11 protein-coding genes and 1 pseudogene are annotated in these 15,500 nt (G+C 37.3%); 9 read left to right on the forward strand and 3 right to left on the reverse strand.

Going from position 1 to position 15,500, the window contains the following annotated elements:
• Positions 1-62 precede the first annotated feature (62 nt).
• Positions 63-1,469: a RagB/SusD family nutrient uptake outer membrane protein gene (locus tag ZPR_RS15475; RefSeq protein WP_013072678.1), complete on the reverse strand. Its 1,407-nt coding sequence runs from the start codon at positions 1,467-1,469 to the stop codon at positions 63-65.
• Positions 1,470-1,475: 6 nt separating this feature from the next.
• A complete protein-coding gene (locus ZPR_RS15480; protein WP_041578991.1) occupies positions 1,476-4,511 on the reverse strand; it encodes a SusC/RagA family TonB-linked outer membrane protein in 3,036 nt (1,011 codons plus the stop codon).
• Positions 4,512-5,825: 1,314 nt separating this feature from the next.
• Between ZPR_RS15480 and ZPR_RS15485 the strand changes: the two genes are divergently transcribed.
• On the forward strand, positions 5,826-6,422 hold the full coding sequence (locus tag ZPR_RS15485) for a hypothetical protein (RefSeq protein WP_013072682.1): 597 nt from the start codon (positions 5,826-5,828) through the stop codon (positions 6,420-6,422).
• Between the two features lie 381 nt (positions 6,423-6,803).
• Here ZPR_RS15485 and ZPR_RS15495 read toward each other — a convergent pair whose 3' ends face one another.
• On the reverse strand, positions 6,804-7,172 hold the full coding sequence (locus ZPR_RS15495) for a hypothetical protein (RefSeq protein ID WP_013072684.1): 369 nt from the start codon (positions 7,170-7,172) through the stop codon (positions 6,804-6,806).
• A 71-nt stretch (positions 7,173-7,243) separates the two neighbouring features.
• On the opposite strand from ZPR_RS15495, the gene xerA reads away from it, so the two are divergent.
• From xerA to ZPR_RS15540, 8 genes and pseudogenes are all read left to right on the forward strand, one after another.
• Positions 7,244-8,371, forward strand: a complete 1,128-nt coding sequence (gene xerA, locus ZPR_RS15500) for a site-specific tyrosine recombinase/integron integrase (RefSeq protein WP_187288280.1) — start codon at positions 7,244-7,246, stop codon at positions 8,369-8,371.
• Between the two features lie 107 nt (positions 8,372-8,478).
• Complete coding sequence (locus ZPR_RS15505; RefSeq protein WP_013072686.1) at positions 8,479-9,816, forward strand: nucleoside hydrolase-like domain-containing protein; 1,338 nt, start codon at positions 8,479-8,481, stop codon at positions 9,814-9,816.
• A 174-nt stretch (positions 9,817-9,990) separates the two neighbouring features.
• The gene (locus tag ZPR_RS15510) at positions 9,991-10,521 is read left to right on the forward strand and encodes a hypothetical protein (RefSeq protein ID WP_148211744.1); all 531 of its coding nucleotides are present in this window, start codon (positions 9,991-9,993) and stop codon (positions 10,519-10,521) included.
• 211 nt (positions 10,522-10,732) lie between these two features.
• The gene (locus ZPR_RS15515; RefSeq protein WP_041578993.1) at positions 10,733-12,280 is read left to right on the forward strand and encodes an IS1182 family transposase; all 1,548 of its coding nucleotides are present in this window, start codon (positions 10,733-10,735) and stop codon (positions 12,278-12,280) included.
• 271 nt (positions 12,281-12,551) lie between these two features.
• Positions 12,552-12,995 carry a hypothetical protein gene (locus ZPR_RS15520; protein ID WP_041578994.1) on the forward strand — a complete coding sequence of 148 codons (444 nt, stop codon included), beginning with the start codon at positions 12,552-12,554 and terminating at the stop codon, positions 12,993-12,995.
• Positions 12,992-13,519 carry an OB-fold protein gene (locus ZPR_RS15525; protein WP_013072690.1) on the forward strand — a complete coding sequence of 176 codons (528 nt, stop codon included), beginning with the start codon at positions 12,992-12,994 and terminating at the stop codon, positions 13,517-13,519. Before ZPR_RS15520 ends, ZPR_RS15525 begins: the two co-directional genes overlap by 4 nt.
• A 322-nt stretch (positions 13,520-13,841) precedes the next feature.
• Entirely contained in the window at positions 13,842-14,006 is a 165-nt protein-coding gene (locus tag ZPR_RS23450; RefSeq protein ID WP_013072692.1) for a hypothetical protein, read from the forward strand.
• 61 nt (positions 14,007-14,067) lie between these two features.
• Positions 14,068-15,221: pseudogene (locus ZPR_RS15540) on the forward strand (IS3 family transposase).
• Positions 15,222-15,500 lie beyond the last annotated feature (279 nt).

Consider the following 15,500-nt stretch of genomic DNA (forward strand, 5'->3'; position numbering starts at 1 on the left):
AAATAAAGAAGCATAAGAAAATGATATTGATTGCGCTTAAGGGACTTTTATACCATAGGATTTTAATAGCCTTCATTCTGTTCAAGATTAGGATTACTGATCAGTTCTTGTTCCGGAATGGGATATAACCGCGAGAGTTGCTCTTGTTCCAAATTTGGTACATTTATTTGAAGGGAAATTATGCGCTTAAGATCCAAATACCGATGTCCCCATTCCGTAAAGAACTCTTTATGTTTCTCTTGCAAGATCACTTGGAGGATAGATTCTTCACTCATCTGTAGGTCGGAAGGTGTTATTGCGGCAACACCTGCACGTTCTCTAATCGTATTCACCCCACTTATTGCAGCCTTCAAATTCCCCAGGTGGGCATTAGCTTCTGCATTAATTAAATATTGTTCTGCCAAACGTAAGACCATGGAATATTCTACAATGCTTCCGGAAGGTGCATATTGAATTTTATATTTATAAGGGAAATAGATCTCCCTTTCGTTAAGGGTATAAACATCAACCCAATTTTGATAGCGTAGATCTCTATCGTCAAAAGAATTTAGGAAATTTTCGGTTAAGGAAACCGGCACTGATGAAGTCGCATTATCGGCCCGTATAAAAAGATTTCCTTCGTTTGTATGTACAGCCCCAGAAGCAGAACCAATAGGAGAAATTTGCCATAAAGCTTCCCGACTATTCGCTAAAAAGACCTCATTTAAATCACTTAGTAATTCATAGTGTGTATTTAGGCTTATCACTTGGTTACTCATTTCCGCAGCCATGCTCCAATTTTCAGTATATAAATAAGTTCGTGCCAATAAAGCCATGGCTGAAAAACGGTTTGGCCTGCTTCTGTCACCCTCAGTATAGTCATCTCCCAATTTTGACATCGCAAATTCCAGATCCGCTATAATCTGCTCATATATCGATGAAACAGCAGCATTCCCTGCAGTGGCATTCGGCCTGTAATCTGTAGATAGGATTAGCGGTACAGTACCATAAAGATTCACCAAATAGAAATAAGTAAAAGCACGTACAAAACTGGCCTCTCCCATTAAACGATTTTTGGTAGCTACATTGATACCTGAAGCTTCCAATCCTTCGAGGATCGCATTAACCTGGTAGATCATCTTATAGGCACTGGCCCATATATTATAGTTGTACGAATTTGCAGGGTTAATGGCATACTGCTCGAATTGTATTAAATTATTATCGAGAACTTCTGTCTGAAGGGTATTCCCGGAAATTCCGGCAATGACGGTAACCGAATTACGCCCTCCATACGAATAATACGCACGAAAAAGTTCATTGTACACTCCCCGCATGGCACTGTTAGCGGTTTCTACATTCTCAAAAACAGTAACGCTACTAATTTTATTATTCGGGATTTCTGTTTCTAAAAAGCTTTCGCAGCCTGTGCATAAAAGGATTACTCCTATCAAGGCACTACATATATATTTAGGGTTCCTATTTTTCATCATTTATAGTTAAAAATTAAACTGTAATCCTGCGGTTAGGCTTCGAAGTTGAGGTAGGCTATTGCCTGTTTGGGGATCGAGCCCTTCAAAATCTGTAAACGTCCATAGGTTTTGACCATGAATAAATATCCTTGCCTGATTCATCTTTAAGCTGTTGATGAATCCCTGCGGCAGTTTATAGGATAAACTCAGGGTTTTTAATCGCCAAAAAGAATTGTCCCCAACCACCAAATCACTTTGCTTGGCATAGTAATCACTCAGTAAAGCATTAATTCCTTGCGAGTTTTTTTGAATATTGGTCTGGTCACCTGGTTGTCTCCAGGCATTGGTATGATCTACAGGCTTATTCCCCATTTCACCGGGCTGGGTAGTCACATAAGCCAGGGAAGTATATCCTTTCTGATTAATAAATTCCCACAAAAATTGTAGGGACAGGTTTTTAAAGCTAATGGTATTATTGATTCCACCGTAAAACTTCCTACCAAAATCTACAATCACGCTCTGGTCGGCAAAACTATAGCTGCCATCACCATTTACATCTTCAACCTGATATAGTCCGGTTTCCTGATCAATTCCCACATAGTTGTAAAAACGTTGGATACTTAAGGGTTGGCCTACTACAAAACGCTGATTATAAGACGTCTGATCGATATTATCGAATTGCAATAGTTCATTTTTAGGAATCGTAAGATTGGCAGCTAATTGCCACTTAAAATTTTTTGAAGTTACAGGACTTATATCCATTTCAAATTCCCATCCCGTGTTTTGAACTACTGCCGGCAGATTTGCCTGTACACTTGTAAATCCCGTGATCGACGGCAAGGGATACCCCACCAATTGATTGGTTGATCTATTCCTATAGTAGCTTACCCCCAGGTTATAAATTCCATTAACGAATGAGAGCTCGGTTCCTATTTCAAGTTTCTTATTAATCTCCCAGGAGTAGTCCCTATTGGTTAATTGGGTTGGATACAAACCATTGGGCCCGCGTGTGGGTTCGTAAGTATCCAGATATCCATAATCAGGAATTTGATCACTCCCTGTCGTCCCGTAACTACCACGAAGTTTACCAAAAGATAACAATGGTATATGATCTGCGATCCATTGCTCTTCCGTAAAAATCCAGGCAGCACCTATGGCACCAAAATTAGCAAAACGCTTATCAGGTCCAAAGCGCGAAGATCCATCCCTTCTACCGGTAAGATTTATAAAATACTTATTATTCCAATTATAACCTATACGTCCAAAAACCGCGGCATATTTATAAATAATCTCCCGATCTGTTGTTACCTTAACATCATCGGCAGCTGCAAGGTTTCCCAGTAAATTTTCATTACTAAATCCTTCACCCCGCATACTTAAAACCTTATCGGTTCGCTCTTGGAAGGTAAGACCGGTAATGATATTAAAATTATGTTTTTCCAAGCTGAACTCATAGTGAAGCTGTGGCTCTGTTACCCAGCTATCCCTGTTGGTGAGCTGATGCCGGGAAGTAGGAACTATCCGGTATTGAATTTCAGGATCATAACTACGCACCGGGTTTTTGGTTACCTCCTCTGCATTTAGTGTAGAATAACCAAAATTAGCCTTTAAGGTAAGGCCTTTTACAATCAAATAAGAAAAGCCGAAATTAGTCAGTAACGAATTTGTACGGGCATCGTTTGTCCTATACAACGTCGCTAAAGGATTATTCCAGGTACTGTTTTCCCAGTTTAGGTTCCCCTCTTCATCATATATTTCAGGAGCATTGGGTGGTAAATTTAAGGCCTGGGAGACAAAAGAAGTGTTATCGAAAAGATTTCGCTTTTCGATACCATAATTAGCCTGTAGAAATAAACTAAGCCGTTGATCTTTAGAGCGATGATTAAAAGCCAGGTTGGCCCCTAATTTTTGATAATCCAAATCTCCCGGAAATACTGAGCCTTCATCATGGAAGGTTCCCCCTATCCTAAATGACGTCTGCTGGTTTCCGCCGCTAAAATTTAAATTTGCATTGGTGATTTCGGCATTATTACCCATAAATTCCTTTTGCCAGTTGGTATACCGATCCTGATCCCAAAGTAGAAGATCGTAAGCCTTGCTTTCGGTTGGGGTAACATTATCATTAGCAAAAGCCTCCTCCCTCATCGCAATGTACTGTCTTGTGTTCATCAAATCGACAAATTTGGGCACCTGAGAAAAGCCTGAATAAACCTGTCCTTCTATCTTTAATTTTTCCTGACTATAGCTGCCCTGTTTTGTGGTGATCAGTACAACCCCATTAGCCCCTCTAGAACCATAAATAGCGGTAGCATCGGCATCTTTCAGCACTTCTATACTTTCGATATTCGCTGTATTTAAAGTAGACAAGGGATCTGCTCCAGAGGCTGTAAGCATGCCACCAATGCTCTGTATTTCGGAAGAATTTACCGGTACACCGTCAATAATATACAAAGGCAAATTACCATTATTCCCCCTGGCATTCCTTAAACTATTGCGCCCCCTGATCTGAAAAGAAGGAGCGGCTCCTGCAACTCCGGTAGATGGAGAGACCTCGACCCCCGCCATTCGTCCTTGCAAAGCTTGCAATGGGCTAACAACAGGTTGCAGCTCTAAATCCTCGGCAGTAACCCGGGATATATTCCCGGTACGCTCCCGGCGTGTTGTATTATAATACCCGGCATTGATGACGACCTCCTCCAACGCATCAATAGTGGCCTGAAGAATGATATCACCAGAAAAGGTTTCAGTTACCTGAACTTTAAATGCTTTAAATCCAATATAAGAGTACACCAGAGTATCTCCTATCCGGGCAGTAATGGAATATTCCCCATCCAGATTGGTGATGGTACCGCTAGATGATCCCGAAACAATGACATTGACCCCGGGAATAGGAACACCTTCCTGATCTTTTACGATTCCGGTGATTTGTTGTTGAACAAAAAGATGAGGTTTATAGGTAAAATGATAATAAAAAGGACTGGCATTCATCTTCCCTAAAAAGAAAAATGAACATAAAAGGGGTATTAGCACTGCAATATTGCAGCACTTGTAATTATTTTTCATAATTTCGCGGTGGTTTTGTTTTATTTTAATAGATAATCAAGCCCTAAACCTTCCCCACAGCTTCCAACATGAGGGAAGGTTTTTTAGCTTATAGCTTAGCCTAAGGCTAATTCAAATGTGTGGTTTTGTTTATTCTTATAGAAATCGGTTTTAAGGGTTTACAACTCCAAATAATTCAAAATTTAATATTCAAGATTCAAAGTTTCATCCTGATTCTCACTTTCTACTTTTCACTTTTCACTTTTCACTTTCATACTTTACACTTTCATTGGTCATTTCGACCCTGCCTTGCCGGCAGGCAGGTGTAGCATAGCGGAATGGAGAAATCTCCTCTTTCAGCTCCAAATAATTCAAAATTTAATATTCAAGATTCAAGATTTGAACTGATTACTCGTTCTTGATTATCACCTCCCACTTTTCACTCTTCACTTTTCATACTTCCAGCTTTACACTTTCATACTTTCATAATTTCCAGTTTCAATGGTCATTTCGACCCTGCCTTGCCGGCAGGCAGGTGTAGCGTAGCGGAATGGAGAAATCTCCTCTTGCAATTCAGAACAATTCAAAATTCAATATTCAAGATTCAAGATTTGAACTGATTACTCGTTCTTCCAACTCAATTTTAAAAACCGACCCAGCTTGCCTGTATCAGCAAATTTTGGATTTGCACAACTAAGGAAAACCCTGTATTTTTAGCATTGCGAGTACTAGAGAATACGATGGTTACCCATGTGCTAGGCCTATGTGGTTTGCACAGGCGCCAGGCCAGTTATACCGGGCAAAAGGCAGGGCATTTTGACACCGGCTACGCCAAAGTTATTCTGGAGCGCATTTTATGTTTTTTGAAATAGGTTGTAGGGATTGGGGTTGTGGTTTGCTGTTATGAAAAGAGAAAAAACACTTGTGCGGCACTAAGCCGTGAAGGTATTTTTGTAGATTTTTTAGTCTCGTTTTCATAGTCAAATTAATTATGTAAACGATGATGTACTCAGAAGCTTAGTAAGTATGTTGCCATGTTGAAAAAACCAACAAAGCGGATCTCAATGCTTTGACAGTGGTACCGTCAAGAACCTCCAAGTCGAAACCTGGTTCCCCAAAGACTTACATGAAACCCGCCCTATTGGTTTATATCGCGAAGATACAAAATCCAATAGATAGCGAGCTCATGGTTGACTCATAGGGAAAATGACGGTTTTCTGTTATGAGTAACACCATAAATAAGAGGTTTAAAAACCTCTTTTATAGTCGCTTAATTTATTGATTCAAAATTAAATATAAAAAATATAAAATCCAAGGAATTTGGATTAATAATATATGAATGAAAATAATTTAATTAGTGAATACGCTCAAATACTTGACATATATTTAAATAAATTTGGCTTGTCAACATTAGATATTGCTTATCTAGCAAAAGTCAACAAAAAAACTATTGATACAGTATTGGCAAAATCTGGTGGTATAGAATTATATACGCTGGAGGCAATATCGCAAGTTTTTGGTCTACGTTATTTTGAATTTGGAGATCCTAGTTTCAAAATTCCTACATTTAATTCTCTTCCTGAACATACCAAAATACGCATTGCATTTAGAAAACAAGAAGGCCTTTACCATGAAAAATCTTATGAAAAACGCTTTTTGAATGAAAAAATCATAGTTATATTAGCTAAATACAGCAAGGGTGACGAATTCCTTTCGGAACATATCGTAAATCAATTGATAGAGGATTTTAAGGAAAAAGTAAATGCCAGTGAGGTAAGTAAACGACTTGTCAATTCTTTGAATGAGTATATTTTACAAACTAAAAAGGCATATACAAGAAAAGGGAAAAGAGGTCGTAAGCCATTCTATTACAAAATAATAAAAGGTATTTCTAAAAAGGATTTAGCTCTAGCTAAAGAGAAAATTAAATAATTTTTAAATTATTTTACTTTAAAAATCTCAAAGCCCAAGTTTTGCATACTTTTCCATAATTTCACCTGTCACAAAACTTTTAAGGCCAATTATTTTATTTTCCTTATTGTTATATTCTACTTCCACAAAAAATTTGAAAAGTGCGTAAACAGCAAAACGAGAATTCCCCGCTATAACCATATCCAAGAAATCCCCCTGGGTAAATAATAAATCGTATTACTCATGATCTGATAATAGTTTATATTGGTAAAGCGTCAAAACCTTCATAATCAAAAATCTATTAAAAGTAAAAATAATGAAGCAATCTAATATCTGTTACTATTAGCAAAATTTTCTAATATTAATTCAAATTCAAGAGTGTAATGATTAGGTTATAATAATTTATTTCCTCATATATTCCTGCCATTGCACAATCAGGTATTTATTTTTACCTGATTTTTTTAAATCTAAAAAACCATAATCATAAACAAAGAAGTACACATCCCCTCTTGAATTTTTCCAGTAATGAGTGAAGAAACCGGGATTAAAACCGTCGTTTAAAAGTGCTGATTTCCTTACCGTAGTATAGCCTTTGTAATTATAGGTTTTTAAAATCTTTCGGTTTATTTTTAGTTGACGATCTACCTCGAGATAAAAAGCTTCGGTTTGTTGTCGTGTTTCATACTGGTGAACGGATTTACATTTGGCCGAACAAAATTTCTTATCGGTTCTTCCGACAATAACAGATTCACAAACTGGACACTTTTTCATACGAATATCTTTAAGCGTATATTATGCGACTAATATACGCTTTACATCAATATTTTCTGGTAATATTTAAAATGGATTATTTTAGAAACATAAGCCTCTACCATTTAATGATCGGTAAACAAAAGATGATAGGGATTAAATTTCAACCCGATAAGGTCATCCATGGACTTATTAAAAGTCTGGACAACCCCAAATGGAGCGACCATTTTAAGATGGTCTATCTACCCAATACCAAGGCAAACCGCTCCCAGATATTCATTACCTTTAAAGGGGTCGCATGGATCAACTATAACAGGTTTTATAACAATCGCCCTTCCACAACAGGAGCTGCCCAAATAGATAGTTCCTGGTTTCGTAACCGTGATATACCGGGAGGTTACCGCCGTTGCCCAGAAAATTATCTTTTAAAACTGGAGCTTAAAAGGTACTCTGTTAGTACTATTAAAACATATGTCACTTTCTTTGAAAAGTTTATTAATCACTATTCACAGCGGGATATAGACAGTCTGGATGAATGTGAGATTAGATTGTTCCTGCAAAGTTTGATACAGGAGAATAAGTCCAATTCCTACATCAACCAGGCTATAAATGCCATCAAATTTTATTATGAAGTGGTCTGTGGGATGCCTAACCGGTTTTATGATATGGAGCGCCCCAGACGGGAACACAGACTACCCCAAGTTATTTCTAGAGAGGAAATATTTGCGATCATCGAAAACACTAATAATATCAAACACCGCTGTATTGTAGAACTCCTGTATAGTAGCGGTCTGCGCCGATCAGAACTTTTAAACCTGAAGCTTCAAGATATAGACAGTAAGCGCATGCTTATTAAAATTAAAGCAGGTAAAGGCAACAAGGACAGGTTTACTATTTTATCTGAGAAATGCCTTGCCCATTTACGACAGTATTACAGAAAATGGAAACCGGAAATCTACCTTTTTGAAGGGCAACCGGGAAAACAATATAGCGGAGCGAGTGTACTAAAGGTGGTCAAAAACGCCTCTAGCAAGGCCAAACCGAACAAAAATATAAGTCCGCACATCCTGCGCCACAGCTTTGCTACCCACCTTTTGGAATCTGGCGTGGATCTTAGAAAGATACAGGTTTTACTAGGGCATGGTTCTACTAAAACCACTGAAATTTACACCCATGTAGCTACGAATACTTTTAAATCAATTAAAAATCCTTTAGATTAGTCATCGCTAAAAAAGAAATAAACGTACCGGTACGTTTATACATACGTTGTGTGCAAGCTGAAAAGATAAACAGTGTGAATAACATTAAATAAAAGTTAATACAAATAATGAGATATATATTTCTATTTACATTTTTGTTTTGCGTAGACTATTGTACAGCACAAGTTGACCAAAGCGACAAGCAAAGGCTCATTGTTACCACCGACCTTGGAGGCACAGACCCCGATGATATCCAATCTATTATTCATCTTTTGGTTTGCTCTAATGTAATAGACATTGAAGGCCTTGTAAGCTCCCAAGTTTGGATGGACGATCCTGACAAGACCGACAAGATAATTGAATCTATAAATTGGTATGAAGAAATATTACCCAACTTAAAAAAGCACGCCCAAGGATATCCAGAGGCAAACTATTTAAAGTCAGTCACTAAGCGAGGCCAAGCAAAATCTAATATGTCTGGCGTCGGAAAAGGCAAAGACTCTCCAGGCTCGGAACTGATTATTTCTGTAGTTGACAATAAAGAAGATAAACGACCAGTATGGATTTCTGGATGGGGAGGCATGAACACTCTTGCACAAGCCCTGTGGAAAGTAAAGAATACTCGAAGCAAAAAAGAACTAAGAGAATTCATAAAGAAAATTCGGATTTACGATGTGCTTGGTCAAGATGATGCGGGTGCATGGATTGCAAAAAGCTTTCCTGACATTGTTTATATACGCAACAAAAAAATCTATGGATGGGCTCCTTCTGACGAATGGACTAAGAAAAATGTTCAGAACATAATGCCATTAGGACAATATTATCCTGATAGGGTATGGGCAACGGAAGGCGATACACCTGCTTTTCTTTTTGTATATGCCAATGGATTAAACGCACCAGAACATATAGATTACGGAGGATGGGGTGGTCGATTTTCCACAGAAAAGATAAGTGGAATACGCGGCATGGATTTTATTGTCAAGAGTGGTAAAGATGAAACACAATATGACCCTTATTACATGTACGGCAGTACAGAAGAAGGCATTGACGCCATAAACAAATGGAAAAAACACATTTTTAATGATTTTGCAGCCCGTATGTTGTGGACTACCACAGAAAACTATTCTGCTGTAAACCATCATCCCGTGGCTATTGTAGATGGCGATAACTCATTGAAAGTTATTAATAAAAAAGCGATTTCTGGAGATTCCTTAATTTTTGATGCTTCGGCTTCAAATGATCCTGATGAGAATACGCTGGATTATAAATGGTCGGTTTATAATGAACCAAGTACATATAAAGGTGCAATAACAATAGAAGAAAGTTCTTCATCGACATGTAAAATACTTGTACCTTCTGAGGCTTCAGGCAAGACCATACATCTTATTTTAGAAATAACTGACAACGGGACTCCGGCTTTGACTGCGTATAGACGAATTGTAATAAATGTAGACAAAGAAGAATAACTAAAAGCCAGCACACAACACAGTGTAAAAACAATTGCTAGGTCTGTATTCATCGGAAAGTCCTGCGGACTTTACTAATGTTGTTTTTTCTTTTTCTATCATACAGACTAAAGCACGCAACTGTTCTTACACAAACCGTTGGCAGTAATGTTTAATAAAAATTACCGTAAAAGAATGATAAAAAAATTATTCCTATTGATTTTATTATCTCAAATTATGATTTCGTGTTCTACGAAAAAATTTTCTGATAAAGCAACAAAAAAAATATATCCTGTTGAAAGATTTGGCCAATTAGATAGAAGTGTATTAGACTCAGTTTTGCAGAATGGTAGTAATACAAGTATTGATTCAAATAAGCCTTTAGTAATTATATATTATCCAGGAAAAGATAAATGTAATTCATCCGGTTCTTCAACGAGACGTTCTACAAAAGTTTGGTACAATAAAATGGAAAAAGGAATTAATAAAATAGAGCCCTCCAATATAGTATATGTTTATAAAGATTCTACAGATTTGTTCGAAAGACATGATGGATTTAAGGATTGGAAACAAGACCCCAATAAAGTTATAGAAAAAACCTTTTTCAAAACACATCCACCATGTGGTGGATATGTATTAATTTCTGATTCCGGAAGATATATTTCACACTTAGCAGAATTTGATAAAAAATTTTTGTGGCAGAGATTGGAACAATTGATTAATTAAATATCAAATTACTTAAAAAAAATTAATTTCAACTCAACAAAACTGCCAACAACGGCTCATCGCAAATAACGGGTTTAGTCGAAAAAGTGCAATTTTAGAAACCAGGAAAGAATACAAATAAACCGACAACTCCGCGGCCCTACTCCCGCAACTTGCGATAGCCGAGACCGTCAGACTGTCTCAAAACCTAAAAATTCCGTATTTTTAGGATATGGAATACCAACAAGGACAAGACCGCGAACAGCTTAGTCTTTACGCAACCTGTTTGGATGATATGATTCCCCAAGATAATAGCGTACGGCTCATTGATCAATTTGTCAACTTGCTCGATTTATCCCAAATGGGCTTTCAAATTATAGCCACTCAAGGGAGGCCGCCCTATGACCCCGCAGATCTGCTCAAACTCTTTATCTATGGCTATATGAACCAGATGCGATCTTCCCGAAGATTGGAGAAAGAGGCTTATCGTAACATTGAAATGATCTGGCTGATTAAAAACTTAAAACCCGATCACAATACCATTGCCCGGTTTAGAAAAGAAAACCCAAAAGCCATCCGAAAGGTGTTCCGGCAAAGCGTGGCCATCGCCCGTAACTTCAACCTGATCGGGGAAACACTTATTGCCGGGGATTCTACCAAGCTAAGGGCGCAAAACAGCAAAAAAAATAACTACAACAAAAAGAAAATCCAGCGCCATCTCGACTATATTGATAAAAAGCTCCAAGAGCATAACCAGGAACTGGCCACAGCTGATGGAGACCGGAAAAAAACCAAAGAAATTAAAGATCAAATAAAGGGGCGCAAACAGCAACAGGTCAAATACCGGGCAATACAAAAACAATTAGACAACGATGCTTCTTCTGAAAACCCACAACGATCAATTTCTGATCCCGATAGCCGGCATCAAATTGTATGGGGAACCGTTACCGAGGTCTGCTACACCGCGCAAACTACCGTAGATGCCAAACATAAATTACTGATCGATTATAAACTCACCAATCAAAATGATAAAAAAGCAATGGGCATCATGCTCAGAAGGGCCAAGTCCATTTTACAATCAAATTCCTTTACTGCACTTTATGACAAAGGCTATCATACCGGAAGCGAGTTCCATATTGCCGATAGTATGGGTATCAATACCCTGGTGGCCATTCCGGCCATTGGTCGTAAAAGTCAGGCGCCAGATCCTAAATACAATGCTGAAAACTTCATTTATAATCCTGATGATGACGCCTATACTTGCCCTCAGGGAAATACTTTATACAGCAATGGCTCCTGGTACAAAGCCCGCAACTATACCTTTAAACAATACAAGACCAGGGCATGCAAACAATGCCCGGTACGAGATAATTGCACTACTTCAAAAATCAATGGAAAGGTCATTCAGCGCAGTCAGTACACGCAAAACATTCAGGACAACGCTAAGCGCATTGCTCAAAGCGGTGCGCTGTATAAAAAGCGACAGGCCTTAGTTGAACATCCATATGGTACTATAAAGCGCCAATGGGGCTTTGACCATATCATGACCAAAAGAGGCATTAAAGCAGCTTCAGCCGACTTTGGACTCATCGCACTGGCCTATAATTTAAGAAGATTGTTCAATAGTAAAATCGGCTTACACCAACTCATCGTATTACTATTTTTAAAGAAGTATATAAAAGCCTTTATAAGACTGAAAAAAGCTTTTACCCAATGCACAACAAAAAATACTGATCATAGTATAAATTTTGTTTTCAATCCTAATTTCAACTATTTTTAAAACCAAAGCAGGTAGTTTTGAGACAAACTGCCGTTAGGTGCAATTCCCCACATGAAGAAAAAGCCTGTTAATTTCTTGAGCTAACGACAAAATGATAATATAAAAAAGTAATGGGAATTGAGAAATTGAAAAAACATAACTGATTAATAATCAATAACTAAATTTGACGTTAGTCAGAATTTGAGACAAAAAATTCGGCTAAATGAGAAAAAACATAAAAAACAATAAACCAAATTTTCTATTTTGCACCTTGTTACAGATTTGAAACTAAATGAAAAGACAATTATTTTTTGGGAGTTTTTTGACCTTGGTTTTCGGTGGACTAATTTACGTACTGTTCCGAACTGCAACGCTCAAAATGTTCGGTTGGTACGAAACTATTGGTTTGGGCGGACTGACAAACGGAATGCGAAAATTGACTTTTAAATTTGCCAATGAACTTCCCGAATGGATTTTGTTCTCGCTACCAGACGGACTTTGGATTTTCTCGTATGTTTGCTTAATGTTGGCTATTTGGCAAAATTCTGTTTCGCTTAAAAATGCCTTGTGGATTTTCATAATTCCAATTTTGGCAATCGGTAGCGAAATCGGACAACTATTTGGACTTATAATTGGAACATTCGATTTGACCGACTTGTTTTTTTATATTTTCGGAATGATTTTACCATTCATATTTTTTACAAAAACCATTAACTTAAAATTTAAATTTCAATGAAAAAAAATCTACAACACCTAATTTCAGCTTCGGCTTTAGCATTATTTGTATTCATCGCATTTGGAAGTATGGATGACGAATCTTCAAACGAACCGACAGCGTCTGAAAAAATTCAAGCTGATGAAAGTTTAACTCAAGCTCAAAAAGACAGTCTTTTAGTAATAGAACGACAAAAAGAAATAGAAACAAGAGAAAACCAAACCGTTTATGCTTCAGACCTGTATTATACCTATCAACAAAATGAAGTGAGTACTGATAATAATTTCAAAGGCAAATATTTTTATGTTGAGGGATTTGTCGAGTACATAAAGAAAGACATATTGGACGATATTTATGTTACTTTAAAAACTGGCGAAGTGATTGGGAGTGTCCAATGCTATCTTGACGATGCCAATGTTGCAGCTCAATTAAAAAAGGGACAACGAATTACAGTTTACGGAAAATGTGACGGACTTATTATGATGAACGTTTTAATGAAAAACTGTAAGGTCGTTGAAAATTTATCTGACTTGAAAAACCAATAAAAACTGCACCTAAAAATGGTAACTGTTGCACAAGCCTATATTTCTAAAAAAAGAGAATTATCCTGATTTTTCGTAATAGATAAATTATTGTTATTCAAATTTATCGTATTCTTTAAAACTACTTTTATTTCGAATTTTGATTCAAAAAGAACTTGTGCAACAGGCACAATGGCTATAAATAATTGCTTGTTCTTGCCTACTTCTGAAAATTGCTGGCGCCAGTTCGCTTCGCTCGTGTCTCGCGGATTTTCAGCTTGGTGTGTACTTGCAAAGTTTCGTGCTAAATCACGCAACTACTCATAGCCGAGACGTTACCCAACATTTGAAAAAAACGACTTACATACAATTCAAAGTTCCGAAAAATGAACCTACTTCTGAACCAAATGGAGCTGTAAAGCGGAATATTAAAAAAGCAATTATCGGAATTTTAAGTTCTATAATTCCGAAAGGAAATCCTGATTTTAAAAATAAAATTGACCTTGTGTAAGCTTCCCTTAAAATCTAACTGTTTAAAAGTATATTATTTTGCTTAATTTTAAACAGTAATTATGAAGAAGAGTAAATATTCACCACAACAAATCGCCAAGATTTTAAAGGAATTTGATAACGGCAAAACGGCCGCTGAAATCAGCCGGGAGTACAAAATCAGCGCAGCTGCTTTTTAAAAGTGGAGGGAACGCTATGGCGGTATGAACGGTAAAGAACTCAAGCGTTTAAAAGACCTTGAGGAAGAAAATCGAAGGCTCAAGCAGATGTATGCCAATTTATCGCTGGATCATCAAATGGCCAAAGAGATTATTGAAAACCTGCCTGCCGGCAGGCAGGAAAGCTTTAAAGCCCTGGCGTAAACGAGCTATCACAAAAGAACTTATTCATTACGGTATTAGTAGGGCATGCCGTGTGTTGAATATGAGTAAGAGTGTTTATTACTACAGTCCTTTGCCGAAGAACGACACTGCGATCGAAACAGCTTTACAACAAAAGGCTGAAGAACATTCGGAAGAAGGCTTTTGGATGGCTTATGAACGATTACGCCATGAAGGTAAGCCTTGGAACCATAAACGGGTGTACCGGGTCTATAAAAAACTTGGTTTAAGTTTAAGAAGAAAGGTAAAAAAGCGATTACCGGCCAGAGTCAAAAAACCTTTGGAAGTTCCATTAGCTCCCAATGGTAGTTGGAGTATTGATTTTGTTACTGATATCTTAGAGAATAAAAGACGCTTCCGCGGCCTAACGGTTATTGATGATTATAACCGGGAAGCATTACATATAGAAATTGATTTTTCATTGCCCAGCAAGCGTGTCATTTGGGTATTAAACCATTTAATTAATCGCAGAGGAAAACCTCAAAAAATAAGGATGGATAATGGTCCTGAATTTGTAGCTAAGATCGCCTCGGAGTGGAGTCAGATGCAAGGCATCATTTTTCAATATATCCAACCCGGAAAGCCGACACAAAATGCATTTATTGAACGCTTTAATGGAAGTTACCGAAGAGGAGTACTCAATAAGTATATCTTTGAAGATCTAAACCAAGTCAGGGAACAAACCCAAACTTGGATGGAAGATTATAATAACATCCGGCCACATAATGCCTTAGGAAAAAATGGCACCTGTAGCCTATGCCGAATTTCATAGTTCTGGCGGTACCGCCAGAACTATGAAAAACAGTAATTTTAGACAATCAGGCAGTTCTAATTAGGGGAAGCTTACAACCAGCTTGCGAACCAGAATAAAAAATTATGAAAAAAATTGTGACCGGGATTATCATAGCAATAATTCCCATTTATACCTTTTTTACATGGCTGATCATTTATAACAAGTATCCTGAAACTGATCAGTCTTATAGATTGAGTAAATTTAAAGATATAATTTTTAACATTCCTATTAGTCAAACTAGTCTAAGTGGTTTAAATATTGTTTTGTCTTCTTTGGCTATATATTATCTTCTAACTTCGGTTAACAAAAATTATTTATCAAA

Source organism: Zunongwangia profunda SM-A87 (assembly GCF_000023465.1).
Taxonomy (GTDB): Bacteria; Bacteroidota; Bacteroidia; order Flavobacteriales; family Flavobacteriaceae; genus Zunongwangia; species Zunongwangia profunda.

Coding starts and splice junctions, on each gene's coding strand:
- ZPR_RS15475 (WP_013072678.1), bottom strand. CDS start 1,469: ATGATGAAAAATAGGAACCCTAAATATATATGTAGTGCCTTGATAGGA.
- ZPR_RS15480 (WP_041578991.1), bottom strand. CDS start 4,511: ATGAAAAATAATTACAAGTGCTGCAATATTGCAGTGCTAATACCCCTT.
- ZPR_RS15485 (WP_013072682.1), top strand. CDS start 5,826: ATGAATGAAAATAATTTAATTAGTGAATACGCTCAAATACTTGACATA.
- ZPR_RS15495 (WP_013072684.1), bottom strand. CDS start 7,172: ATGAAAAAGTGTCCAGTTTGTGAATCTGTTATTGTCGGAAGAACCGAT.
- xerA (WP_187288280.1), top strand. CDS start 7,244: ATGGATTATTTTAGAAACATAAGCCTCTACCATTTAATGATCGGTAAA.
- ZPR_RS15505 (WP_013072686.1), top strand. CDS start 8,479: ATGAGATATATATTTCTATTTACATTTTTGTTTTGCGTAGACTATTGT.
- ZPR_RS15510 (WP_148211744.1), top strand. CDS start 9,991: ATGATAAAAAAATTATTCCTATTGATTTTATTATCTCAAATTATGATT.
- ZPR_RS15515 (WP_041578993.1), top strand. CDS start 10,733: ATGGAATACCAACAAGGACAAGACCGCGAACAGCTTAGTCTTTACGCA.
- ZPR_RS15520 (WP_041578994.1), top strand. CDS start 12,552: ATGAAAAGACAATTATTTTTTGGGAGTTTTTTGACCTTGGTTTTCGGT.
- ZPR_RS15525 (WP_013072690.1), top strand. CDS start 12,992: ATGAAAAAAAATCTACAACACCTAATTTCAGCTTCGGCTTTAGCATTA.